Origin of the sequence: Streptomyces sp. NPDC016845, assembly GCF_044332585.1 — a bacterium.
GTDB lineage: Bacteria > Actinomycetota > Actinomycetes > Streptomycetales > Streptomycetaceae > Streptomyces.
In genome coordinates this window covers 1-22,510 of the sequence record NZ_JBIRPI010000032.1, presented here as the reverse complement: position 1 = coordinate 22,510, position 22,510 = coordinate 1, and the positions used below count along the sequence as shown (strand labels likewise).

22 protein-coding genes and 3 pseudogenes are annotated in these 22,510 nt (G+C 69.1%); 15 read left to right on the top strand and 10 right to left on the bottom strand.

Annotated features, from left to right (window positions below; all coding sequences use genetic code 11):
• The first annotated feature begins 729 nt into the window (after positions 1–729).
• Complete coding sequence (locus ACH4RC_RS38710) at positions 730–1,872, top strand: glycoside hydrolase family 3 N-terminal domain-containing protein (protein ID WP_398209198.1); 1,143 nt, start codon at positions 730–732, stop codon at positions 1,870–1,872.
• Positions 1,873–1,917: 45 nt separating this feature from the next.
• Here the strand turns inward: ACH4RC_RS38710 and ACH4RC_RS38705 are convergent, their stop codons facing one another.
• Together ACH4RC_RS38705 and ACH4RC_RS38700 are read right to left on the bottom strand one after the other, a co-directional pair.
• On the bottom strand, positions 1,918–2,118 hold the full coding sequence (locus ACH4RC_RS38705; RefSeq protein WP_398209196.1) for a hypothetical protein: 201 nt from the start codon (positions 2,116–2,118) through the stop codon (positions 1,918–1,920).
• Between the two features lie 131 nt (positions 2,119–2,249).
• On the bottom strand, positions 2,250–2,705 hold the full coding sequence (locus ACH4RC_RS38700) for a GNAT family N-acetyltransferase (protein ID WP_398209194.1): 456 nt from the start codon (positions 2,703–2,705) through the stop codon (positions 2,250–2,252).
• Positions 2,706–3,043: 338 nt separating this feature from the next.
• Between ACH4RC_RS38700 and ACH4RC_RS38695 the strand changes: the two genes are divergently transcribed.
• Entirely contained in the window at positions 3,044–3,952 is a 909-nt protein-coding gene (locus ACH4RC_RS38695; RefSeq protein WP_398209193.1) for a hypothetical protein, read from the top strand.
• A 262-nt stretch (positions 3,953–4,214) separates the two neighbouring features.
• Here the strand turns inward: ACH4RC_RS38695 and ACH4RC_RS38690 are convergent, their stop codons facing one another.
• Together ACH4RC_RS38690 and ACH4RC_RS38685 are read right to left on the bottom strand one after the other, a co-directional pair.
• The gene (locus ACH4RC_RS38690) at positions 4,215–5,159 is read right to left on the bottom strand and encodes an SAM-dependent methyltransferase (protein WP_398209192.1); all 945 of its coding nucleotides are present in this window, start codon (positions 5,157–5,159) and stop codon (positions 4,215–4,217) included.
• A gap of 70 nt (positions 5,160–5,229) precedes the next feature.
• Positions 5,230–6,513, bottom strand: a complete 1,284-nt coding sequence (locus ACH4RC_RS38685) for an FAD-binding oxidoreductase (RefSeq protein ID WP_398209265.1) — start codon at positions 6,511–6,513, stop codon at positions 5,230–5,232.
• A gap of 91 nt (positions 6,514–6,604) precedes the next feature.
• Between ACH4RC_RS38685 and ACH4RC_RS38680 the strand changes: the two genes are divergently transcribed.
• The 4 genes from ACH4RC_RS38680 (at position 6,605) to ACH4RC_RS38665 (ending at position 8,523) form a co-directional block, all read left to right on the top strand.
• Positions 6,605–7,213, top strand: coding sequence for a TetR/AcrR family transcriptional regulator (locus ACH4RC_RS38680; RefSeq protein WP_398209191.1), 609 nt, complete (start codon positions 6,605–6,607; stop codon positions 7,211–7,213).
• 392 nt (positions 7,214–7,605) lie between these two features.
• Entirely contained in the window at positions 7,606–7,761 is a 156-nt protein-coding gene (locus ACH4RC_RS38675; RefSeq protein ID WP_398209190.1) for a hypothetical protein, read from the top strand.
• Positions 7,762–7,791: 30 nt separating this feature from the next.
• Positions 7,792–8,241: a hypothetical protein gene (locus tag ACH4RC_RS38670; protein ID WP_398209189.1), complete on the top strand. Its 450-nt coding sequence runs from the start codon at positions 7,792–7,794 to the stop codon at positions 8,239–8,241.
• A gap of 51 nt (positions 8,242–8,292) precedes the next feature.
• Positions 8,293–8,523, top strand: a complete 231-nt coding sequence (locus tag ACH4RC_RS38665; RefSeq protein ID WP_398209187.1) for a hypothetical protein — start codon at positions 8,293–8,295, stop codon at positions 8,521–8,523.
• Between the two features lie 309 nt (positions 8,524–8,832).
• Here the strand turns inward: ACH4RC_RS38665 and ACH4RC_RS38660 are convergent, their stop codons facing one another.
• Positions 8,833–9,825, bottom strand: a complete 993-nt coding sequence (locus ACH4RC_RS38660) for a LacI family DNA-binding transcriptional regulator (RefSeq protein ID WP_398209263.1) — start codon at positions 9,823–9,825, stop codon at positions 8,833–8,835.
• A 627-nt stretch (positions 9,826–10,452) separates the two neighbouring features.
• Here ACH4RC_RS38660 and ACH4RC_RS38655 point away from each other — a divergent pair.
• From ACH4RC_RS38655 to ACH4RC_RS38635, 5 genes are all read left to right on the top strand, one after another.
• On the top strand, positions 10,453–11,721 hold the full coding sequence (locus ACH4RC_RS38655; protein ID WP_398209262.1) for an ABC transporter substrate-binding protein: 1,269 nt from the start codon (positions 10,453–10,455) through the stop codon (positions 11,719–11,721).
• Between the two features lie 91 nt (positions 11,722–11,812).
• Positions 11,813–12,814: a carbohydrate ABC transporter permease gene (locus tag ACH4RC_RS38650; protein ID WP_398209185.1), complete on the top strand. Its 1,002-nt coding sequence runs from the start codon at positions 11,813–11,815 to the stop codon at positions 12,812–12,814.
• A 15-nt stretch (positions 12,815–12,829) separates the two neighbouring features.
• On the top strand, positions 12,830–13,750 hold the full coding sequence (locus ACH4RC_RS38645; protein ID WP_398209183.1) for a carbohydrate ABC transporter permease: 921 nt from the start codon (positions 12,830–12,832) through the stop codon (positions 13,748–13,750).
• Between the two features lie 66 nt (positions 13,751–13,816).
• Positions 13,817–15,214: a GH1 family beta-glucosidase gene (locus ACH4RC_RS38640; protein ID WP_398209182.1), complete on the top strand. Its 1,398-nt coding sequence runs from the start codon at positions 13,817–13,819 to the stop codon at positions 15,212–15,214.
• A 362-nt stretch (positions 15,215–15,576) separates the two neighbouring features.
• A complete protein-coding gene (locus tag ACH4RC_RS38635; protein ID WP_398209180.1) occupies positions 15,577–16,440 on the top strand; it encodes a transposase family protein in 864 nt (287 codons plus the stop codon).
• 362 nt (positions 16,441–16,802) lie between these two features.
• Here ACH4RC_RS38635 and ACH4RC_RS38630 read toward each other — a convergent pair whose 3' ends face one another.
• Positions 16,803–17,399: a TetR/AcrR family transcriptional regulator gene (locus ACH4RC_RS38630; RefSeq protein ID WP_398209178.1), complete on the bottom strand. Its 597-nt coding sequence runs from the start codon at positions 17,397–17,399 to the stop codon at positions 16,803–16,805.
• Between the two features lie 62 nt (positions 17,400–17,461).
• Here ACH4RC_RS38630 and ACH4RC_RS38625 point away from each other — a divergent pair, with 62 nt between their 5' ends.
• Together ACH4RC_RS38625 and ACH4RC_RS38620 are read left to right on the top strand one after the other, a co-directional pair.
• Positions 17,462–18,340, top strand: a complete 879-nt coding sequence (locus ACH4RC_RS38625; protein ID WP_398209177.1) for an SDR family oxidoreductase — start codon at positions 17,462–17,464, stop codon at positions 18,338–18,340.
• Between the two features lie 299 nt (positions 18,341–18,639).
• Entirely contained in the window at positions 18,640–18,885 is a 246-nt protein-coding gene (locus tag ACH4RC_RS38620) for a hypothetical protein (RefSeq protein ID WP_398209175.1), read from the top strand.
• Here ACH4RC_RS38620 and ACH4RC_RS38615 read toward each other — a convergent pair.
• The 3 genes and pseudogenes from ACH4RC_RS38615 to ACH4RC_RS38605 all read right to left on the bottom strand — a co-directional run.
• Positions 18,882–19,061: pseudogene (locus tag ACH4RC_RS38615) on the bottom strand (hypothetical protein); the annotation flags it as partial. The gene ACH4RC_RS38620 and the pseudogene ACH4RC_RS38615 sit on opposite strands and share 4 nt — an antisense overlap.
• A 421-nt stretch (positions 19,062–19,482) precedes the next feature.
• A complete protein-coding gene (locus tag ACH4RC_RS38610; RefSeq protein WP_398209174.1) occupies positions 19,483–20,325 on the bottom strand; it encodes an NAD(P)H-binding protein in 843 nt (280 codons plus the stop codon).
• A complete protein-coding gene (locus ACH4RC_RS38605) occupies positions 20,325–20,732 on the bottom strand; it encodes a nuclear transport factor 2 family protein (protein WP_398209172.1) in 408 nt (135 codons plus the stop codon). The genes ACH4RC_RS38610 and ACH4RC_RS38605 overlap by 1 nt, the downstream gene beginning before the upstream one ends.
• Before the next feature lie 162 nt (positions 20,733–20,894).
• On the opposite strand from ACH4RC_RS38605, the gene ACH4RC_RS38600 reads away from it, so the two are divergent.
• Positions 20,895–21,722 carry a helix-turn-helix transcriptional regulator gene (locus ACH4RC_RS38600; protein WP_398209171.1) on the top strand — a complete coding sequence of 276 codons (828 nt, stop codon included), beginning with the start codon at positions 20,895–20,897 and terminating at the stop codon, positions 21,720–21,722.
• A gap of 77 nt (positions 21,723–21,799) precedes the next feature.
• Positions 21,800–21,916, top strand: a pseudogene (locus tag ACH4RC_RS38595) (helix-turn-helix domain-containing protein); the annotation flags it as partial.
• Between the two features lie 186 nt (positions 21,917–22,102).
• On the opposite strand, the pseudogene ACH4RC_RS38590 reads toward ACH4RC_RS38595, so the two are convergent.
• Positions 22,103–22,429: pseudogene (locus tag ACH4RC_RS38590) on the bottom strand (MBL fold metallo-hydrolase); the annotation flags it as partial.
• Between the last annotated feature and the right edge of the window lie 81 nt (positions 22,430–22,510).

The following is a 22,510-nucleotide window of genomic DNA, read 5'->3' as shown; positions in this document are numbered from 1 at the left end:
TTGGGCAATCAGCGACCTGGGCGAAGACTTTCGCCGTGGTTGTTCTCCTCGTCTTCGTTCCCCTGATCGTCTGGTTCATGGTCTCGTTCCAGGGGGCCGGCGCCTTCCCCTGGTGATTGTTGTCTTCGCAGCAAAGCTGTCATCAGGTTGCAGTCCTCTCGCGTCGGCTGTACGCCGACGCGAGAGGCCATCGGCTGAGCGCTGTCCCGTGACTGCCGGTCGCCGTACGCCAGTCACACTGACCGACATCAATCAGATGCGCCCCGGGTCTGGTGAAGTGAACCGCTCCGGGTCTGATGGAGGCTCGACCGGCCACACCGGCTGATCAAAGCGGGCAACGCCCTGCCCGGCGCCCGCCCGGATACCCGGGGCCCTCCCGGAAACGATCAGGGCGACCAGCGGGGCTGCACGCACCAGGGTCTTGGGGCTACCCAACATGTGACACCGCACCGGGGCAACACTCCGCGGCGACGGATACCGGTTCCGGGGTGTGACCCGGGCATGATCGGAGACTGCGGCCGGAGCTGGCCCACCGGACTGCTCCGGCCCGCGGTTCGGTTCGACGACATAGGCGACGCTGACGACGTTGCCGACAGCGACGACTCGTCGCTTCGACGGCCAGACCGGACATCACGTCTCACCAAGCCGCACCGAGCCGCCCACGTCACACCCCGTCACAGCACGCCACGCCACACCTGGACCGTGACAGTTCGCGAAGGAGAGCACGCCATGAGCTCGACACCGGAGCCCCTCAGCAGGCGCGACGCTCTGCTCGCGGGAACGGCGGCCGTGGCCGCCGGTCTGGGGCTCGCGGGCAGTGCGGCCGCGGCCGTGCCGGTTCCCGACGGGTCGCGGACCCGCTCGCCCGCCCTGACTCCGGCTCAGCGGGCGGGGCAGTGCGTCATCCACTCCTACGCCGGCCTCACGCCACCGGCCACGCTGATGGACGCGATCAGGGAGAGACGCACGGCCGGGGTGATCTTCTTCGGGGAGAACATCGAGAGCCTGAGCCAGATCGGCGATGTCGTCCAGGAGATGAGGGAGGCGAACGCCCTCGTCCCCGCCGGGGCCCCATTGCTGCTGATGACCGACCAGGAGGGCGGCATGGTGCGCCGCCTGCCCGGCGAGCCCGTCCTGTCCGCGAAGGACGTCGGCGCTTCCACGGAACGGGAATCGCAGGCCCGCCTCACCGGCGGTGGTGCGGGCATGAACCTCGCGGGTGTCGGCATGAACGTCAACCTCGCGCCAGTGCTCGACGTCCACCGCAGGAGCGGCGACTTCACCGACCGGTACGAACGGTCGTACAGCAAGGATCACGTGACGGTCGGCGCCTGTGGCTCCGCCTTCATCACGGCGCAACAGACCGTTGGAGTGGCGGCCACCGCCAAGCACTTCCCCGGCCTCGGCGCCGCCTCCGCGAACCAGAACACCGATCTGGGCCCCGTCACCCTGACCACGTCCGGGGCGACACTGCGCGGCGTCGACGAGGCGCCTTACCGAGCGGCGATCTCGGCCGGGACCAAACTGGTCATGCTGTCCTGGGCCGTCTACCGCGCGCTGGACGCCGGCCTGCCCGCCGGACTGTCCCCGGCCGTCGTCGGCGAACTGCGGGACGGGCTCGGCTTCACCGGCGTGACGATCACCGACGCTCTGGAGGCCAAGGCCCTTGCTTCCTACGGCAGTTCGGGCGAGCGCGCCGTACGGGCCGCCGCGGTCGGCATGGACCTGCTCCTGTGCTCGGCCCGCGACGTTGCCCAGGGGGAGCAGGCGGTGACGGCGCTGACCGAAGCCCTGGCGGCCGGGACCCTCGACTCGACCGCCTTCGACGCGGGCGCCGCGCGCGTCAACGCCCTGCGCGCCAACTTGTCGTGAGGCGGGGGCCCGGGTTCCATGGGCCCGGGCCCGCGGCCGTCCGCCTCAGCAGGTGCCCTCGTCCGCCCTCGCCCGTCCAAGCGCCCACTCGGCCGCTCCGGGCTCCTCGTTCTCCGTCCACCACTTGGCTTTCCGGTTGCGCCCGTTGTAGCCGACCGCGTTGCCCGCGCTCGACGCGACGAACGCCGTGGCGGCGCGCGCGGTGGTGAGGACGGCACCGGCCGCGCCCAGGCCGCGCGAAGTCACCTCACCGCACCAGACGCCGCGGCTCGCGCAGGACGACGCCGGCATCGTAGGACTGGCCCGGATCGCGCAGTGGCCTGCCCGTCCCCAGGGCAGAGCACGACGTCCGCGGGGGCCTGCCGCGTGCGGAGGGCTCAGTTTCCGGCGGCGTCCATCGAGTACGTGAGGAACGCCGTCTTTGTGCCGTGTCGGTCGTAGGCGGCTCGCGCGCGGTAGTTGTCTTCAGCGGTCCGCCAGCGGACGTTCGGCCATCCTTCGGTAGCTGCGACACGGCCGAGTTCGGCGAAGAGGGCGTCCACGACTCCGCTTCCTCGGTGCGCCGGATCGACGAACAGGTCGTCCAGGAAGCCGCGAGTGCCGGAGAGCGGGGAGTCTTCGGCGCGGTAGTGAGCGAGGCCGATGGGTGTGCCGTCGACAGTGCGAGCGATCAGGCACTGGGTGGAGCGGGCCGGGTCATGGATCCATTCCCAGGCGCGGTCCAGCTCGGCTCCACCGAGCTCGACTCCGTAGAACTTTCCGTACGCGGTGAAGAGTTGACGCCAGGCGGAATGGTCACGCTGCTCGGCTGGGGAAACGGTGACAGCTGTCATGCGGGACGCTCCTGAAGTGAACGAACTGGCGAGGGCGTGGGCGCGGGTCGATCCTTCGCGCATAGGTATGTATTGCTTCGCATAAATTTACAGGACGTGCGAGGAGCGTCCACCCCTTTCTTCGGTCCTCCGTCCCGGGAGACGTACGGAGCCGTCTTCGTCCCCTCCTGACCTGTCTACGGCCGCCACAGCGCGAACGCGCGGACCGGAAGGTCCGCGTAGGTGAACAGGCAGGCGTGGGCTTTGATGGGCGGCTATAACCAACGAAACGTCCTTCGCGTCCCAGTCGTCGTTCTTTGCTCGCGTGGACCGGCACCACCGCGCTGACCGGCGCAACCGTGTCGCTGGGTGCCGGACCGGCCTCGGCTGCCACCTTCCCCGCGCCGGGCTCGGCCCTCCTGGTGCCGTCCGCCCGGATCGACCTGAACAGCCCCTCCGAGAGATGGATACGTGAGAAGACCACCCGCGACGTCACCATCATCCAGGCGCTCGGCTACGACAACGCCAACCGGCACATCTATCTGGCACAGGTGACGCAGGGGGGCCTGCAACTGGCGGGGGAGAGTGGCCCGGTGAGCAGCGCCGACCGCAATCGCCGCGGTGATCTGACGATCACCAAGTGGGACATGGAGGGCAACACCCTCGGCTACATGTACCTGCGCGGCTTCGGGCACGGCGGCAACATCGGCGTCGAACCGGTCGGCAGCGGCGCCTACCTGTGGATGGAGGCCGACGGCGTCGAAGTCACGGACGTTGCGGGCAATCTCTCCAGCCGCGGCACCCGCCTGGCCCGCTTCCCGTTCGCCAACGGCCAGGTCCTCGACACCACTTCACCCACCCTGGCCAAGTACACACCGGTGGCCGGCTCCACGCACAACAGCGCCACCATCGACCCGGTCTACGGCCGCCTCGCCATCCGCTACCTGGACACGGACAACTGGGGGAGGGCAGTCAGGGAAGGCTGGCTGATGGTCGTCAGCGGCTGGCTCCAGGCCTTCGACCCCGCTCCGTCCGCCCCCTTCGACAAGGACGTCAACCCCTTGCACACCACAGCCGCCTGCACGCTGATCTTGCGCGAACCCGAAGGACTCGGAGTCCACGTTCCGGACCTCGCCAGGCCGGACGTCTTCGGCCTCGGGACGGGTTCGCCTCCGATGACCCTGGAGATGCACGGCCGAGCAGGCTTCGCCTGCTCCGGCACCGCATCCTCCTCGGATGACGGCACGCTCCGTCACCACCGAATGTGAGACAGGGCCGCTCGTTTGACAGACCCTTGAGCGGGAGTTGCGGTGCGAAGTGGCCGGCCCCGCCCGCGCCGCGCCGCCGATGGCTGGGCACGGTCGCGGCAAGGCGGGGGTGGCTGAACGCTTTGCCCAGCCTGATTCGCCGGGCGGAAGCGCTCAGCGGGCCGGCGGCGCCGACGGGCTGCCTGCCCTGCCCTTGCCGGCCGTAACGCGGCGAAGCGTCGTCTGCCGCGTTCCGGCGGCGCTGCCGCCCGTTCGTCCGGGGTCAGGACGCCGACGCGGCGGCTTGGGGCCGGCGGCCGGCCACGAGGACCGGGCCGCCGGGCACCGTGGGGATCTGCCGCACGTCTTGGAATCCGAGGCCGCTCAGCGCCTCGGCCATGCGGTGCGACGTCAGGCCGCTGCCGCCGTTGCGCGTCGCGGTCCAGTTCGCGACGGCCGCGAGCAAGGGCTCGTGCGGTACCGGGTTGGTGCCGGCCACCAGCCAGCCCCCTTCGGTGAGGGCCGCGGCGACGTGAGGGAGCGACGCTTGCAGGGCGTCGTCGGAGAGGAACGGCGCGGGTAGCCAGACCAGGTCGTATGCATCCCGTTCGCGCAGGTCCACGGCGTCCTGGTGCCGCAGATCGACGCGGTCGCCGTGGGCTCCTGCCCCATCTACTTCCCGGCGCGCGAGCAGGATCGCCCGCTCAAGGTTGTCGATGCCGGTCACGTGGGTGTGCGGAAGGTCCTGGGCCACGGCGAGGGCGAGCGCCCCGGTTCCGGTGCCGATGTCCAGGACACGGCTGCCCGCAGTGGCGAGACGGTCGGCCAGTCCGGGCAGGGAGGGTACGAGACGGGTGGCAAGCGCGTGGCCGGTGGCGGCGGAGGCCCGTCCCTGATCGAGCAGTACGTCGTCGCTCTGCGACGCCCATCCCGTGGCGGCCTCCCCCTCGGCGGCGGCGACCGCCTGGCGCAGGGAACTCAGCCGCGCGGAGGCCGCGTTGGAGGAGGCGGTACCGAGCTGAAGCGCGGGGCCGGCGGTCACCTCGTCGCCCTCGCGGCTCACTATGCCCGCGGCCTCCAGCACTTCGGTACGCGCCGGGTCCGCCACAAGGGCCTTCTCCAGCGAGCCCGTTCCTGCCGCGCGCAAGGTCGCGATCACCGCGGCCAGGGCCCACACCTGCCCCTCCATCTGGGCAAGAGGGTCGTTCTGCTTGGCGTTGTCGTTCATGCCCCATCCTTTTTTCGTTCGGTGACCCGCGGCCCGGCCCAGGCCCGTGGGTCACCGTATTCACGACGATTCATGACCGTGACCCGGGCCATGGCTCCGGCGGGGCCGGCAGCGGTATGGCGGAGAAGGTTCCGTCAGGATCGAATTGCGCCTTCGCTTTGAGCAGACGCTCGGCGTTGGAACCGTACGCGTGAGCGATCTGATCGTGGTGGGTGTCGTCGAGGAGGTTCGGGTATCCGCCGGGAAGCGCGTACGGGCCGAGCAGGTCTGCCGTCTCGTCGGCCCACCGCCGGTGTGCCCCGTCGTCGCCGGTCTCCGGATGCCACGCAGCGAGGATCTCGACCATGAAGTGCTCCTGGCGCAGCCCGAACGCGGTGGCCGCCTGCGGTACGCGCGTCGCCGCGCCGTGGAAGTGGTGGACGCTCACCGCGCTGAGCGGGGAGGTCCGGTCGGCGCCCGCGGTCAGGATGGCCCGGCTCGCGTCCGGAGTGAGACCCGCCAGGGTGCGGGTGCGGATGGCGTAGTGCCGTCCGTCGGCGGCGAACTTCCGGTCGCCGCGGCGCAGCGGCTCGGCGTAGTCGACCGGACCGGCATCGACCATGACGGGGGCGCCGAGCTTCGCGATCCGGTCCACCCAGTGCTCGCCGTCGCCGAGTGGGCCGCTCCAGGTCGGGTTGACGAACAGCATGGGTGTGGCGTCGGGGCTGCTGACGACGCCGGTCTGCGCGGTGAATTCGTCCGGTGCCGAGGCGGCGAGATCGGCGAAGCCGTCCAGTACGTCGGTGGCGGCGGCCAGGGGGAACAGCACGAACCCGGCGTGCACGCGCGGTATGGGGTGCAGTCGCAGACGCATCGACGTCACCACGCCGAAGTTCCCGCCGCCACCGCGCAATGCCCAGAAGAGGTCCGGCTGCCTGTTCTCGTCGGTGGTGACGATGCTGCCGTCGGCCAGGACGACCTCCGCGCCCAGGAGGTTGTCGAGGGCCAGCCCGGCCACGCCGCACAGGGGTCCGTACCCGCCGCCGAGGGTGAGTCCGGCCATCCCGACCGCGCCGACGGTTCCGGTCGCCGCGGACCTGCCGTGCTCAGCCGCCGCGGCGATCAGGTCGGCGGCCGTCGCACCTCCACCCACGACCGCGACGTCGCCGTGCACCGTGACGCTCCGCATGCCGCGAAGGTCGATGACCACCGCGCCGGGGCGGACCGCGCGGCCTGTCCAGTCGTGCCCCCCGCCCAGCACGGACAGGGGGAGCCCGTCGGCGCGTGCTCGCTGAACGGCCGCGCTCACCTCGGCCGCGCTACGGCACCGTGCTACCGCCGCGGCCCTTTGGGGTACCGACGCGTTCCAGAGCATCCGTTCACCGTCCATGCCGACAGTTAATCAGAGCCTGGCTCTGACGAACTGGTTCAGACTCTGCTCGGTGGAGTTTGCTATCGTCGCTGCGATGAAGGCTAGACCGGAGAACAGCCGAAGGGCGGAGTACGCCGCGCTCACCCGCCAGGCGATCATCGATGCGGCAAGGAAGCTCTTCAGCACCAACGGGTTCTTCGCCACCCGGGTCGAGGACATCGCCGCCGAAGCCCGGGTGGCCCCGGCGACGGTCTACGCGGTCGGTGGCGGCAAGCACGGTCTGCTGCACACGCTGATCCAGCAGTGGGTGAGCGCCCCGGTCATCTCGTCCACCTACGAGCAGGTCGCGCTGCTCACCGACCCGGAGGCGATCCTGCGCGCGACGGCTTCCGGAACGCGCCGGGTGCGCGCGGAGTGGGGCGACGTCATGCGGATGGTGCTGGCCACGGCTCCTCACGACACGCGTGCCGCGCAGACTCTCGCCGAGGCAACTGACGTCTACCGCAATGGCTTTGTCCGCACCGCCCAGCGACTCGCCGACATCGGCGGCCTGCGCCCGGGGACGGATCTCGACCTCGCGGCCGACGTGCTGTGGTTCTACTTCGGCTACTCCTCCTACTTCACTTGTGTGGACGAGAACGGGTGGTCGCTGGAGCGGGCGGAGAAGTGGCTGCTGGGCCAGGCCCGCGCGGCGCTGCTGTAGACAGTGCCGGGAAAGCTGAACACCCCGTGCTCCACAGACCCGTCGCACTGCCCACAGCCGGCCCCGCATCTACCCCGTCGAGGCTCATGGAGTGGGCGATACCGAGACCTACGCTTACCGGTAGTTCGTTGAATCCGGCGGTGGCATGGGCTGACGGCAGGGCGGGTTGGCAGTGCTCCCGGGTAATTCCGTTTAGCGGGCTTTGTGTTCGAGGTCGGGCGGTTGTCCTGCGACTTCATTTCGAGAGCCTTTCTGTAGGGGGAGGGGTGGTGGCCTGCGGCGCTGCGGAGCTTCGTGCATTGGGTGCACGATTCACGCGGCGGACGGAGGTGGTTGAGGTGCTTGGAGGCGGTCCTGGAGACGCTTCCGCGCGGCTGGTACTGCTGCAGGGGGTGTCTTTGCTGCGGCCCGAGGACGCGGTCTTCGAGGCGATGCTGGCGGGGTGGACACGTCAGCAGCGCGGCGGACGGCGTCTGCAGTCGAAGACGATCGGTGATCGACTCAGGGTGGTGGAGCGGTTTCCGGAGTTCGCGAACGCCTACCCGTGACAGTGCACTGCGTCGGATCTCGACGACTGGATGACGCACCTCATCGGCGTCGTACGGCGGGCTGAGTCGACGTTTCGCAGTTACCAGGGTGCGATCCGGCTGTACTGCGACTACGTCACCTCGCCGCACTACCAGTGGCTCGCCGAGTGCGAAGAGCGCTTCGGGACCCACCTGGTGCGGATCTGCCATGAGTGGAACACCGTGGCCCACTTGGTGGAGTGTGAAGGCCGGCCAGGACGTCGACCGATGACACGGGCCGAGTTGCAGAGGTTCTTCGACTATGCCGACGACCAGGTCGAGCGGACGGTGAGACTGGGCCGTAAGGGCGCGCTGGCGGCGTACCGGGACGCGACGGTCTTCAAGGTCATGTACGGGTGGGGCAGCCGGTGCACGGAGACGTTGCGGCTGGAGATGGTGGACTCCTATCGCACTGCCGCAGCACCGGAGTTGGGGGAGTTCGGCTCCCTGCACGTGCGATAAAGGAAGCGCACGAAGGGATCGCCGTGGCGGCGGCGCACGACCTTGTCGGTGATGCCCTGGGCGGTGGAAGCGGTGGCCGACTATGTGACGAACGTCCAGCCGCGGTATGTGAGGGCGGCGGAGCATCCGGCGCTGTGGCTGACCGAGCGGGGCGGTCGGTTGCAGTCGAGAGAGATCGAGGATCGGTTCGCTTCCTATCGTGATGCCCTGGGCCTGGATGGGGATCTGGTGCCGCACTGCCTGCGGCACATTGTCTTCGCTCAGTCTCCGTGTGGCGATTAACTCGAACTCGGGGTGTGGCCCAAGTGTTTGGGCTTTGCGCTGAGGCGTGTGGTGTTTCTACTGTCGCCGCTCATGATCCTGAGCTTCTTCTCGTCCCGGGGCTGGGAGTCCTGGGACACGGGTCGTTTCGCCCCGTGGTACGAATGATGCCGGAGCGGCGCCAAGCGGTATCCGTCAGCGGTCCGGTATCCACGGGGCTGTACGTCTTGGGGCTCGGGCTCCCGATGACTCGAACGGGCGGCGACGCCGGTCACCGGCGCTCACCCGGTCCGGGGTGAGATCGGTCGGCACTCGCGCGGCGCGGCCGGCCTACGACGACTCCCGCACGACCAGCTCCGTGTCGAGCACAAGCCGCGTGCGAGGAGCGGCGGGGTTCTGAATCTCGCTGAGGAGAGTTCGCGCGATCGTGGCGCCGATCCCCTCGGTGGGCTGGCGGACCGTCGTGAGCGGCGGGTTGGTGTGGCGAGCGAGGTAGGAGTCCTCGAAACCGACGACCGAGACATCCTCCGGCACGCGACGCCCCTGAGCACGCAGTTCGAGCAGGATGCCCGCGGCCATGAGATCGGAGGCGGCGAACACCGCGTCCAGATCCGGGGCGCGTTCAAGTAGCGAACGCATTGCGATGCGGGCGCCCTCCTCGGTGAAGTCCCCGACCGCCACCAGGTGTTCCGTGGCCGGGGCACCGGCCTCGACGAGCGCCTCCTGGCAGCCGAGCAACCGGCTGCGGCCGACATCCATGTCCTGGGGGCCCGCCACAGTGGCGATGCGGTGCCGGCCGCGGCTCAGGAGGTGGCGCACGGCGGTGGCGGCTCCGCCGCGGTTGTCGGCGCAGACGTAACTGAGGGGGTCGTCCTCGCGGCGGCGGCCCGCGAGGACGGTGGGCAGGCCGGCGGATTCCAACAGGCTGGGCAGGGTGTCGTGTTCGTGGACGGAGACCAGCAACACGCCGTCGACCCGCCGTTCGGCGACGGACTGGCTGAGCTGGTCGCGCTCGGCCTGGTCGCGGACGAGCATCAGCTGGAGCTGGGTGCGCGTGTCGGCGAGCACGGCGCTCACCCCACGGATCAACGCCGAGAAGTACGGTTCCGAGCCGAGCCGGCTCTCCGACTCGGGGATGACCAGGGCGACGGCGTTGGTGCGCCGGGTCACCAGACCCCGGGCGACGGAGTTGGGGACGTAGCCCAGTTCCGCGATGGCGCTGAGGACGGCCTCCCGCGCCTTCTCGCTGACCAGATGCGAGCCGTTCACCACGCGGGAGACGGTGGTACGGCCGACGCCGGCCCGCGCCGCCACGGTCTTGATGGTCGGCCGGGAGCCTGGCGCCCCGCCTTGCTCCCGCTCCGGTCGCGCGCCCTGTTGCCGACTGTCACCATGCGGCTCGCGCTCCGGGCGCGCGCCCTGCCGCCGGTTGTCGCCCTGCGGCTCGCGGCCTGCCGCCCGCTGTTCCCGGTCTCCGCTCCGTCCCCGTCCCTGTCCGCGTCCCGGTGCTTCTCGTGTGGTGTCGCCGCTCATCGTCCCGGATCCTCCCCTTGGCCTCCAGAGCCGCCCTGTTGGGTGCTGGACCCTCCCGGCCTGCGCATTCTGCCATTTGCCCTTCTGTATACGCCCGTTGGCCGACGCCTTCCGAAAGTTTTCGCTGATAACGAGGCAGTAAGAAGCTCAATTCAACTTCTTGACACGGCAGTTGTCGGGCCGACAGTCTTCCACCATCTAGTGGGCACGTTCCCACCAACTGCTCAGCAGGTCCCGCCAGAGGCTGCGAATCATGTTCGTCGGCCCTCGCGGACCTGCTCTGAGCTGGGAGCTTGGCCAGACTTCGCAGCGAGCGGCCGTATGTCGGGCGGCTCGCGCCACGGGTGCGTCGGCGCCGTCTCAGGAGGGACGTTCATGCTCAAGGTCGAGCGGAAACTGCGTACAAAAGTGACAGCCATGCTGGCCTGCACGACGGCGGCAGCCCTGCTCTCGGGCTGCGGCGGAGAGGGCGCGGGCGGCACCGGTGGTGGCGTCAAGGACGGCAAGGTCACCATCACCATGGGCCTGTACGGCGTCATGGGCTTCAAGGAGACCGGGCTGATCGAGAAGTACGAGAAGGAGAACCCGGACGTCACGGTCAAGGTCGAGGCGGCCGGTGACGAGCAGACGTACTACACCGCCCTCCAGACCCACCTCGCCAGCGGCTCCGGGCTCAAGGACGTCCAGGGCATCGAGGTGGGCCGCGCGAAGGAGATAACCGAGACGCAGGCCGACAAGTTCGCCGACTTCAAGGGCGTCCAGGGCGCCGACCACTTCCAGCCGTGGAAGCAGGCCCAGATCACCACGAAGGACGGCAAGGTCCTGGGCCTCGGCACGGACACCGGCCCGATGGCGGTCTGTTACCGCAAGGACCTCTTCGAGCAGGCCGGGCTGCCCACCGACCGCGAAGAGGTCGGCAAGCTGTGGGAGGGCGACTGGGCCAAGTACGTCGCGACCGGTGAGAAGTTCGCCAAGGGCAACAAGGAGAAGAAGGTCTCGTTCCTGGACTCGGCCTCCGGCCTGTTCAACGCCATGGTCTTCGGCAGCTCGGAGCAGTACTACGACAAGTCGGGCGAGCTGATCTACCAGACGAACCCGGCGGTCAAGGAGGCCTGGGGCCTGGCGTCCGAGGCTGCCCAGAAGCAACTGACCGCCAAGTTGCCGCAGTTCCAGCCGGGCTGGGACCCGGGCCTCGCCAACGGCACGTTCGCCAGCACGGTCTGCCCGGCCTGGATGCTCGCGCACATCAGCGACAAGGCCGGTGACGCCAACAAGGGCAAGTGGGACGTCGCGAAGGCTCCCAAGGGCGCCAACTGGGGCGGCTCCTTCCTCGGGGTCACCGAGAAGAGCCCGGTGAAGGACGAGGCCAAGAAGCTCGTGGCATGGCTTACCGCCCCGGAGCAGCAGGCCTACCTCTTCGAGAAGCTGGGCAACTTCCCGTCCTCCAAGACCGCGCTCGAGGACCCGAAGGTGAAGCAGGCCAAGGCGGAGTACTTCTCCGGCGCCCCGACGGGCCAGATCTTCGGGGCCGCGGCCAACGAGGTCCCCGCCGAGCAGGTGCTCGGCCGCAAGGACGGCACCATCAAGGACGCCTTCTCGCAGGGTCTGCAGCTGGTCGAGAACGGCACGGCTCCGGACAAGGCGTGGAAGACCACCGACGAGCGCGTCAAGAAGGCCGTCGGCTGACACATACGGCCGTTGGGCGGGTGCGGGCCGACTCCCGCCGCCCGCACCCGCCCGCCCCGCTCATCCCACACGCCCGACGGAAGGACCCCCGGTGGCCGCCTCCACCACGCTCGGCTCGTCGGCCGAGCCGCCCCCGACGCCCGGCTCGCCCGTGCGGCCCGACGGTCTCGGCAAGGCCCGCTCGAAGGTTCCGCTGCTGCACCGCCTGGATGTGAAGGGCGCGCCGTACGCGTTCATCGCGCCGTTCTTCGTCATCTTCGCGGCGTTCAGCTTCTACCCGCTGATCTACACCGCCTGGATCTCCCTGCACCAGGTCGAACTGTCCACGTTCGACGTCATGCACTGGCAGGGCCTGGACAACTACACGGCGCTCCTCGGTGACGCCCGGTTCTGGAACGCGGTCCGCAACACCATCACCATCGGTGTGATCTCCACGGTTCCGCAGCTGCTCATGGCGCTCGGCCTGGCGCACCTGCTCAACTACCGGATGCGCGGGTCGACCTTCTTCCGGGTCGCCGCCATCACCCCGTACGCCACCTCGGTCGGCGCGGCGGCGCTCGTCTTCACGATGCTGTTCGAACGCGACTTCGGCATGATCAACTGGGGACTCGGCCTCCTGGGCTTCGACCCGGTCGACTGGGAGAACTCCACCGGCGCCTCCCAGACCGCGATCTCCGCCATCGTGATCTGGCGCTGGACCGGGTACAACGCCCTGCTCTACCTGGCCGCCATGCAGGCCGTGCCGATGGAGCGGTACGAGGCCGCCGCCATCGACGGGGCCAGCCGCTGGCAGCAGTTCCGCACGGTCACGATCCCCGGCATCAAGGCGACGATCGTCTTCACCATCGTCCTGTCGACGATCGGCGCCACCCAGCTCTTCGGCGAACCGCTGATCTTCGGCCAGGGCCCCAACGGCGTCACCGGCGGCATCGACAACCAGTACCAGACGCTCGGCCTGCTGCTCTACGAAGAGGGCTGGAAGAACTACCAGATGGGCCGGGCGGCCACCGTGGCCTGGGCGATGTTCCTGATGCTCGTCCTCGTCTTCGTCCTGCAACGCGTCATCACGCGTCTGCGCAACCGCACGCACTGACCGGGGAGTCACACCATGACCACCGACACCGCTCCGGCCGCCGCCGGCCCGCGGGGACGCACCAAGGTCGGGGGCTTCGCCCCGGCCCGCCCCAGGCGGCTGCGGCAGCGCGCGGGCCGCCAGCACCACGCGGGACCGCTCGCCTACATCCTGCTCGGGTTCACCGCCCTGGTCTCGCTCTTCCCGCTCTACTGGACGCTGGTCGCGGCCTCCACCGACAGCAACCGGATCTCGCAGTCCCCGCCGCCCTTCCTGCCGGGACCGAACCTCTTCACGAACCTTTCGCGGGCCTGGACCGAGGCCGCGATGGGCAAGGCGATGATGAACTCGCTCATCGTCGCCGGCACCATCGCGCTGTCCACCGTGCTCTTCGCGACGCTGGCGGGTTTCGCCTTCGCCAAGCTCCGCTTCAAGGGCCGCAACGCCCTCCTCATGATCGTCATCGGGACGATGATGGTGCCGCCGCAGCTCGGCGTCGTCCCGCTGTTCATGATGATGAGCGATCTCGGCTGGGGCCAGCAGTTGCCGTCGGTCATCTTTCCGACGCTGGTCAGCGCGGTCGGCGTGTTCTTCATGCGGCAGTACTTCGCCGAGGCGCTGCCCGATGAGCTCGTGGAGGCGGGCCGGGTCGACGGCGCGCACTCGCTGCGCATCTTCTGGTCCATCGTGATGCCGATCGCCCGCGCGCCCATGGCCGTCATCTTCATGATCACCTTCGTCCATGCCTGGAACGACTTCTTCTGGCCGTTCATCGCCCTGGACATGACCAACCCGACCGTGCCGGTCGCGCTCACGCAGCTGAGCGCCGGGTACGTCCGCGACCAGTCGCTGATCATGGCGGGCGCACTGCTCGGCACACTCCCGCTGCTGGCCATGTTCGTGGTCTTCGGCCGGCAGATCGTCGGCGGCATCATGCAGGGCGCCGTCAAGGGCTGACCCGCACCGGCCCGGCCTGGCTCAACTCATCCACCTTCACCGCCAGTTCTCTGTGAGGAGCCCCTCATGTCATCCGCGCTCACGTTCCCCGCCGACTTCCTGTGGGGTACGGCGACCGCCGCGTACCAGATCGAGGGAGCCGCTCGGGAGGACGGCCGCACCCCGTCCATCTGGGACACCTACGCGCGCACCCCCGGCAAGGTCCTCAACGGTGACACCGGCGACATCGCCTGCGACCACTACCACCGCTGGGCCGAGGACGTCGACATCATGGCCGGTCTGGGCGTCAAGGCGTACCGCTTCTCGCTCGCCTGGCCCCGCATCCAGCCGACCGGCCGCGGCCCGGCTCTCCAGAAGGGCCTCGACTTCTACCGGCGCCTGGCCGACGCACTGCGCGAGAAGGGCATCAAGCCGGTCGCCACGCTCTACCACTGGGACCTCCCGCAGGAACTGGAGGACCTGGGCGGCTGGCCCGCCCGCGAGACCGCCCAGCGGTTCGCCGCGTACGCGGCCCTCGCCGCCGAGGGCCTGCGCGACCACATCGACACCTGGACCACCCTCAACGAGCCCTGGTGCAGCGCCTTCCTCGGCTACGCGTCCGGTGTGCACGCCCCGGGCCGCACCGAACCGGTCGCCGCCCTGCGCGCCGCCCACCACCTCAACCTCGGCCACGGCCTCGCCGTCCAGGCGCTCCGCTCGGGACTGCACTCGTCCGCCGAGGTCTCGGTGACCCTCAACGTGCACCACGTGCGCCCCCTGACCGACGCGCCCGGGGACACGGACGCCGCCCGGCGCATCGACGCACTGGCCAACCGGGTCTTCACCGGCCCGATGCTGCGCGGCGAGTACCCCGAGGACCTGCTGAAGGACACGGCGCCGCTCACCGACTGGTCCTTCGTCCAGGACGGCGATCTGGCCGCGATCCACCAGCCACTCGACTTCCTCGGTGTCAACTACTACTCGCCGACCCTTGTCTCCGAGGGCGATCCGGCCCATGGCAACGACGGCCATGGCGCCAGCGCGCACAGCCCCTGGGTGGGCGCGGACCGCGTCGCGTTCCACCCCACCCCCGGCGACAGGACGGCGATGGGCTGGACCATCGACGCCTCGGGCCTGGAGGAACTGCTGCTCCGCCTCGACCGCGACCACCCCGGCCTGCCGCTGGTGATCACCGAGAACGGCGCCGCCTTCCACGACTACGCGAACCCCGAGGGCGACGTGGACGACCTCCAGCGCATCGCTTACGTCCGCGACCACCTGGCCGCCGTGCACCGTGCGATCTCCGCGGGTGCGGACGTCCGCGGTTACTTCCTTTGGTCACTGCTCGACAACTTCGAGTGGGGCTACGGCTACAGCAAGCGCTTCGGCATGGTCCACGTCGACTACCCGACCGGCACCCGTACCCCCAAGGCCAGCGCCCGCTGGTACGCGAAGGTGGTCGCGACGGGGGCGGTGCCGGAGTGAACGCCGGAGCGAGCGCCGGAGCGAGCGCCGGAGCGGGCGTTGCGGCGCGGCGACTGCGGCGTGCGGCGACCGCGGTGGCGTGGTCGGGCGCGGCGGTGGTTGGTCGACGGGGGACGCTGCTGTCTCCGCTGTTCTCGCCGCGGGGCCGGAACTGGACTCGCATCTGTCTCGCCCGGGACGGAACCGAGGCCTGAACGACCCGACGAACCCGGACCAGCTCCTTGCTAGGATCACATCGTACTTTTTCGGCGCACTTGCCGGCCGGGAGGTGTGTCGTACACGCAGATGCTGCGCAGCGGCCCGGCTGAGCGGCGTTTGCGCAGAGACCGTGTCTGCGGAGGGCTCCGCAACCGAGCGGGGGAGTGGCGCGGCGCCCGCAGCGGGACGGGGAGGCCGAGCAGCGTCCGCTGGGGCGGTACGCACCGCCCCGCTGCGCATCCTCATCCGGCGGACCAAGGCGCTGGTACGGCTTCCCACCCACCTCGAAGAAGGCGGTCCTGGAGTGCGGGGACACAGTTGTGATCTGCGCACGGTCCCGGGCTGAACCGGCCGCGTGCACGGGCTGCGGCCGGTCCTCCGACTGGGAACACAGCCGGTATGTGCGGCACGTCGAGGATGAGGCCGTCGGTGGCCGCCCGGTGCGGATCGATCTTTCGGTCCGGCGTCTGTACTGCGAGAACGCTGCCTGTCCGAAGACCACCTTCGCGGAGCAGATCGAAGGGCTGACCCTGCGCTGTCAACGCCGTACTCCGGGACTTCAGTTGATGGTCGCGGCTGTGGCGACGGCGCTGGCGGGCAAGGCCGGCTCGCGGCTGCTGTTCCACCTGCACCACGCCCTGAGCTGGGCGTCCCTGCTCGCCTGGCTGATGAAGTGCCCTGATCCGCCGACATTGACGCTTCGCGCTACGGCGCGGTCGCCGCTACGCCACCCTCGTGACCGACGCGTAATCCCGTCTACCCGTCGACGCCTTCAACACCAGGGATGCCGAACCCACCGCCGCCTGGCTGCGTGCCCACCCAGGCATCGAGGTGGCCTGCCGCGACGGCTCGGCCTCCTACCGTGCCGCGATGCGAGCCACCACGCCAGCCACACCAGCGGGAGCTGCCCCTTGCACAGTGCGGCTGCACGGTTCCATTCGTCGTTCGGCCAGCTGAGCCGCCGGTGTCTGCCGGTCTCCCGCGTTTTCCCCCGCCCTGTGCCGACAGCTTACGGCCCGCTGTCATGACCGTGGCGAGAGGGATTGGCCCGATGCCGTCTGCCAGGCTCGTTCCAGCTGAGCGTCAAGGGCGGTACCGCGGATCTCATCCAACGCAGCGGCCTCGCGATGGACGAGCCCGACGTGGTGACTCTTTGCAACATGGGTGCTGAGTTTGCTGCGGGCGGGGTCGACGGCCTCGGGGAGGCCGTTGCTGCCGTTGTCCGCGGCCGTCCTGGCAGGCGAAGACCTGTGACGCCGGGACGGGTCCGGCCGGGCACGGCCAGGTCATGTCCCCAGCAGCCGCTGCGAGTCCCACCGCTGCAGCGGCTCCCTTCTTGCGCCAAGCCGTGCCGTCCCGCCCCACCCGGCCGCGGCCATCGCGCCGTCTGTCACCGCAGGTGATGGAATGCGTGGTCGGCGTCGGCCACGGCTTCGAAGTGGACGTCGTGGGCGGTGCGACCTTCGGTGATCTTCCGCCAGTTGGTGCGTGCGAGCACCCGTTGGATGGCGAGTACCTGGGCGGCCAGCAGGTGGGCCTGGATGCCTTCGCCGAGGGCGTCCGCCAGTGACTGCTCGTCCTCGACCTGGTACTGCGTGAGCCTGCCCGCCAGGCTCGGGGTGGTGAACACCAGCCGATGGAAGGCCACGACCTCGGGGTGATCGCTGAGGCCGGTGACAGGGTCGAACCGATCGAGGGCGGCCCTGAAGTGCTGGTGCAGCGCTGTCACCGGCTCGATTCCCGGCCTGCGGTCGCGTACGACGCGCGCTGTCTCGCCCTGGTGGTCCGCGAACCGGTGCAGCACCAGGTCTTCCTTGGTGGGGAAGTACCGGAAGAGGGTCGGTTTGGAGACCTCGGCCGCCGCAGCGATGTCATTGACCGAGACACGGTCGAAGCCGCGCTCCAGGAACAGCGAGACGGCCGCGTCGCCGATGGCGTCACGCATCCGTTCCTTCTTGCGGGCTCGCAGCCCCGACGTCTCGCTCATCCGCTCACCGTAACATTCGTGACCCGGTTGCTTTCTTAACCGAGTAACGTTTTCATGGCGGTATGGATCAGACAGACATCCCTCCCGTGCTCGTCACCGGAGCGACGGGTCGGGTCGGCCGCGCCGTCATCGACCGACTCCTCGATGCGGGCGTGCCGGTCCGCGCCTTCACCCGCCGCCCTGAGGCAGCGGCGACGCTCCCCGCGCAAGCCGAAATCTTCACCGGCGACCTCACCGTGCCCGAGACACTCGACCCGGCGCTGCACGGCGCCGGCGCGGTCTTCCTCGTCTGGACCGCCCCGCCCCGGACCGCCGAAGCAGTGATCGACCGGCTGACCGCCCATGTACAGCGGATCGTCTTCCTCTCCTCCCCGCACCGAACACCTCATCCCCTCTTCCAACAGCCCAACCCCATGGCCGTGCTGCACGCGGACATCGAGCGGCACATCGCGGCCACGGGCCTCGATACGACGGTTATCCGGCCGGGCATGTTCGCATCGAACGCACTCGCCTGGTGGGCCCCCGTGGTCCGCACCGGCAAGGTGGTCCGGTGGCCCTACGCCGCCGCCGCGTCCGCACCGGTCGACGACCGCGATGTCGCAGCCGTCGCGGCGCGAACGCTCTACGAGGACAGACACGCCGGCGCCGACTACGTCCTCACCGGCCCTGAATCGCTGACCCACGCCGAGCAGGTGGGCATCATCGGCGATGCCCTGGGGCACCGGATCGCGTTCGAGGAGATGACTCCGGACGAGTTCCGCAGCCACTCGCAGGGCACAGCCCCCGGTTCGGTCGTCGACATGCTGCTCGCCGCGTGGAGCGCGGCGGTCGGACAGCCTGCATATGTCACCACCGCGGTGGGCGACATCCTCGCAACAGCACCGCGAACCTTTCGCCAGTGGGCCACCGACCACGCCACCGCGTTCACCGAAGGTCCGTGACCTCATGTGGCGTTCTGACGGGCCAGGATCACGTTTCGCGGTGATGCTATGGCCTGCCTGCCCTGCAGAGTCGTATCCAGACGCTGTCTTGCTGTGCCTTCCGGGGGCGGGGCGGGGCCTCAAACGGCAGCCAGTGACTGAACAGCGGGAGAGGGTGATCTGCCGGAGGCCGGGATGGGCCGTGTCGGCGGGACCGCTGCCTTTGGGGTGGGGAAGTTTCCTTGCCGACCGAGGGGGTGTTCCTCCCACAGATGTGCCTGCCAGCCCTGGTCGGAGGGCCGGACAGGACGACGACGCCGGTGTTGCCCAGTGGGTGGCTGGAGGCGTGGGCCACGTCGACGCTGGCCGCCCGGGCTGCCACCCACGTGCGGATCATCGCGCCGTGGCTGACCATGGCCACCGTCCTCGCCCCCGCCGCCCATCCAGGACACGAATCCGCTGTGCTTCGCGAACTGGGCAGAGCGCGCCTGCGGGCCGCGGGGCGGGGCCGCGTCCGTGGGCGTCCCTATGGCCGTTACGCGGTGGGGGAGTTGGTGTGGTGCTAGGTCAGGTGGTGGTGATGGTTTTGAGGGGGAGTATTGCCGAGCACCGAGTCGCGGACGAAGCAGGGGTGCTTCATCAGCACCTGCCCGGCAGGCAGACTGCGGGTGATCTCCGCACCGAACCCGATCCGGCACCCGGGGCCGACCACAGTGTGGTCCCGCACCACCGCACCCGCCGCTACGACCGCCCCCGGGGCAGATCAGAACCGGCCCGAGCACCCGGGCGCCCGCCTCCACCGGGGCTCCGGCCCGCACCAGCACACGGCCCCGTACCAGCGCACCGTCCTCGACCACACCCGAACCGGCGCGCAGATGCTCGCCGTTGCAGTCGAGGTCGGCGGCCATCGTGGCCTTGATGTCGAAGACGCTCTTCTTCTTCATGGTCACCAAGCGACGGGTGCGGCCCTCCTCACCGCCGACGGCCTGGAGTTCCGCACCTGCTTCAGACGTCGGTCAGTGCCTTGGAGCGAGGTCTCAGGTATTGAGAAGCGGCAGACGCAGGCAGGCCGCCATCGATCCGATGGGGCATCAAATCGTGTGAAGCCAGACTGCACTCTCCGCGTGGTTCCTACTCGACCGTACATCGCTGCTGTTCGGGCCTTACTGCGTCCACTCGTACGCGTGATCAGAGACGAATTCGGCAAAGGCGCGCGGCGGACGGCCGGTCAGTTCGAGCACCGCAGTGCTGACCTGGTCTTCGCGTCCCTCCTTGATTCTGCGCTCGACGGCGGCAAGGGCGTCAGCGAACTCCGTCGGCATTCCGGAGGCACGGTAGGCGGCAGCCTGTTCCTCCTCCGTAATACGCTTTACCTGAACTTGTCTGCCGGTCTGCGCGGTGATGATCTGCGCGGCCTGTGGATAGCTCATCCCGTACGGCCCGGTGATCAGGTAGTCGCTTCGAGCGTCCACCTCCAGATCAGCCAATAGCGCGGCAGCACTGGCCGCGATGTCCCGCGCATCTACCCACCCCAACTCGCCGTCACCGGCCGCGGTGCGGATCTCACCGAGTCGATGGATGTGCTCGGCCAGTGGGTGCGGGCGCAGGAAGTTCTGCATGAAGCCAGACGCGCGGAGTACGACACCTCCGGGCTGCGCCTGAACCTGAGCGGCCATCTCCACAGCGCTGGGCGCGTTCGGCAGCACAATGGCGGAGCCGAGCATCACGAGGCGGCGGATACCGGCCCGCTGCGCTTGGCGCAGGAAGGGCTCGACCAGCGGCAGCGGGTCCACACTCTCCACCGGCGGAAGCAGGAAGACCCGGTCCATCCCGTCGAGCGCAGGTCCATATGTGGTCGGGTCGTTCCAGTCGAAGCGGATCGCATCAGGATCGGCTGCGGCCGGGTTCCGGCTGGCGACCCGAGCCTGCGAGCCAGCGTTACGGAGCACTTGCACCAGCGTCTTGCCGGTCTTGCCGGTCCCTCCGGTCACGAGCACTCCGGACATCAGGCGTCCCTCCTCTCTATCGAGTCGATCAGCCTGGCGAGACCTCCGGCGGCGGCCGCCGCCGACAGCGGGCTCCAGTAGTCCCGAAACAGAGCGATCGACCCGTCGCGGACCGTGAGAACCACGATGTAGTCCAGGCGGTAGGGCTGGGAGGTGGACACGGTGCGGCCGGTGACCGTCCACTCCACCACGACGGTGTCCGTTTGATCCGTGGGCCGCACGGTGAGCGCGGCCACCTCCTTCATGTCCATCAGCTCCGGATAGTGAGCGAGGTAGGCGCGTACCTCCTCACGTCCGCGGAGAACGCGAGGGGAGCTCCCGGCTGCGAAAGGGAATTCCGCGATTCCGTCAGGCGCCCACAGATCTGCCACGGCATTCATGTCTTTGGCCAGCATCAGGTCGATCATGCGGCGAAAAGTTTCCTCAGGCGTACTGGACACCATTTCTCCTCGTGGTCAAGAAACCGACCAGACCACCATGCACAGCAGATGTGTGGGCGCGGAACGGACAGCTGAGCCCCGGACCAACAGTGCGAGGCTCAGCTGTCCCTCCTGTGACAGCATGGAGGAGTGAGCAGTCAGGAACTCGCAGACTTTCTCCGCAGCCGCCGTGAGGATCTGCGACCAGAAGATGTGCCGGCCGAAGCGACGCGTCCACCAAGCCAGCGCGCCCGTCGCACACCCGGGCTGCGCCGCGAAGAGGTAGCCGCCCTGGCACAGGTGTCGGTGAGCTACTACGAACGGCTGGAACAGGCGCGGGCACCCCGACCCTCACCGCAGGTGCTGTCTTCACTGGCCACGGCTCTCCAGCTCACTGAAGCAGAGCGTGACCACCTGGCCCGCCTGGCCGGACAAGTGCTGCCGAAAGAGAACGACGGCGCGTCAGAGCACGTACCTGAAGATGCCCGACAGCTACTCGGCAGACTTGACGGCATCCCTGCCTACATCGTCAACCACCGGCAAGACCTCGTCGCCTGGAACGCAGCAGCCGCAGCCCTGATTACGGACTTCTCTCGTCTCACACCTGACGAGCGCAACCTCACGCGCATCTCGACGAGATTCCGTGACACCCTCTGCACCGGCGCGCCCGGATCGGAGTCCGACTTCTCTCAGCAGGCAGCCGCTCAATTGCGCGCAGCCAGCGTTCGGTACCCCACGGATAACGTGCTCGCAGAGCTGATCAACGAGTTCGCAACCCACGATCCAGATTTTGCGAGCAGCTGGCGTAACCACGCTGTGCGCCCCATGCCCAGCGTGCGAAAAAGCTTGCATCACCCCACACTGGGCGAGCTGGAAATCGACCGGTACACCCTCAGCCTGCCCGGCTCAGGTTTTTCCCTGGTGATGTATACGGCAGAAGCCGGCAGCCCCAGCGCCGCTGCCCTGAAGAGCCTTTGACCGCCGCCACTGGCGCGGCCTCGGAGACCCGCCAGTGGGCGCTGGACCGGCTGGCCGAACCGGTCACGCTGGAGGGTATGGCCCGGCATGCGCACATGAGCGTACGCACCTTCACCCGCCGGTTCCGCGGCGAGGTGGGCGGCAGCCCGCTGACGTGGCTGTCCCAGCGGCGGCCGGCGCACGCGCGCCTGCTGTTGGAGTCCACCGATCTGACCATCGCACGGATCGCCACCGCGTGCGGCTTCGGCGACCCCGTCGCCCCGTCGCCCCGTGCAAGCACTTCCACACGTATGTGGGCCTGCCACCACTTGCCTACCGCCGCGTCCACCGCGCCCAGGACCCGACGACGGCACGCTGACAGCGCCGACCGCTCACCCGTCTCAGCCGCGCGGGAAGGGCGCCCATGCGGTGACGGCGAAGCCGTCGCCGTCCCGCCGGACCTCGGCGGCCCCATGACCCGGCCAGTGGGCCGGGATGATGAGCTCGCCCAGCTCGGCAGCCCGCGAGAGATAGGCGCGGCGGTTCTTGGCTGCGAGCTGGAGGTCGTCGCAGAAGCAGCTGTTCCAGCCCGGTTCGAGGACCTGTACGGGGCTGTGCAGCATGTCCCCGACGAAGACGGCGCGGTCGGTGCCCGAGCGCAGGGTGAGGACGGACGAACCGGGGGTGTGGCCCGGTGCGGCCTCCAATGTGAGATGGGTGCGGATCCTTTGGAGTGACGATCGGAATCAGGCGGTAAGGCTGTAGTTCTGCTGGTCAAGGCTTTGGTAGAGGCGTTGATGTTCGCGGGC

What these genes read in the sequence shown, in the direction of transcription:
- ACH4RC_RS38710 (WP_398209198.1), top strand. Translation starts at nt 730, where the DNA reads ATGAGCTCGACACCGGAGCCCCTCAGCAGGCGCGACGCTCTGCTCGCG.
- ACH4RC_RS38700 (WP_398209194.1), bottom strand. Translation starts at nt 2,705, where the DNA reads ATGACAGCTGTCACCGTTTCCCCAGCCGAGCAGCGTGACCATTCCGCC.
- ACH4RC_RS38690 (WP_398209192.1), bottom strand. Translation starts at nt 5,159, where the DNA reads ATGAACGACAACGCCAAGCAGAACGACCCTCTTGCCCAGATGGAGGGG.
- ACH4RC_RS38685 (WP_398209265.1), bottom strand. Translation starts at nt 6,513, where the DNA reads ATGCTCTGGAACGCGTCGGTACCCCAAAGGGCCGCGGCGGTAGCACGG.
- ACH4RC_RS38680 (WP_398209191.1), top strand. Translation starts at nt 6,605, where the DNA reads ATGAAGGCTAGACCGGAGAACAGCCGAAGGGCGGAGTACGCCGCGCTC.
- ACH4RC_RS38670 (WP_398209189.1), top strand. Translation starts at nt 7,792, where the DNA reads ATGACGCACCTCATCGGCGTCGTACGGCGGGCTGAGTCGACGTTTCGC.
- ACH4RC_RS38665 (WP_398209187.1), top strand. Translation starts at nt 8,293, where the DNA reads ATGCCCTGGGCGGTGGAAGCGGTGGCCGACTATGTGACGAACGTCCAG.
- ACH4RC_RS38655 (WP_398209262.1), top strand. Translation starts at nt 10,453, where the DNA reads ATGCTGGCCTGCACGACGGCGGCAGCCCTGCTCTCGGGCTGCGGCGGA.
- ACH4RC_RS38645 (WP_398209183.1), top strand. Translation starts at nt 12,830, where the DNA reads ATGACCACCGACACCGCTCCGGCCGCCGCCGGCCCGCGGGGACGCACC.
- ACH4RC_RS38640 (WP_398209182.1), top strand. Translation starts at nt 13,817, where the DNA reads ATGTCATCCGCGCTCACGTTCCCCGCCGACTTCCTGTGGGGTACGGCG.
- ACH4RC_RS38630 (WP_398209178.1), bottom strand. Translation starts at nt 17,399, where the DNA reads ATGAGCGAGACGTCGGGGCTGCGAGCCCGCAAGAAGGAACGGATGCGT.
- ACH4RC_RS38625 (WP_398209177.1), top strand. Translation starts at nt 17,462, where the DNA reads ATGGATCAGACAGACATCCCTCCCGTGCTCGTCACCGGAGCGACGGGT.
- ACH4RC_RS38610 (WP_398209174.1), bottom strand. Translation starts at nt 20,325, where the DNA reads ATGTCCGGAGTGCTCGTGACCGGAGGGACCGGCAAGACCGGCAAGACG.
- ACH4RC_RS38605 (WP_398209172.1), bottom strand. Translation starts at nt 20,732, where the DNA reads ATGATCGACCTGATGCTGGCCAAAGACATGAATGCCGTGGCAGATCTG.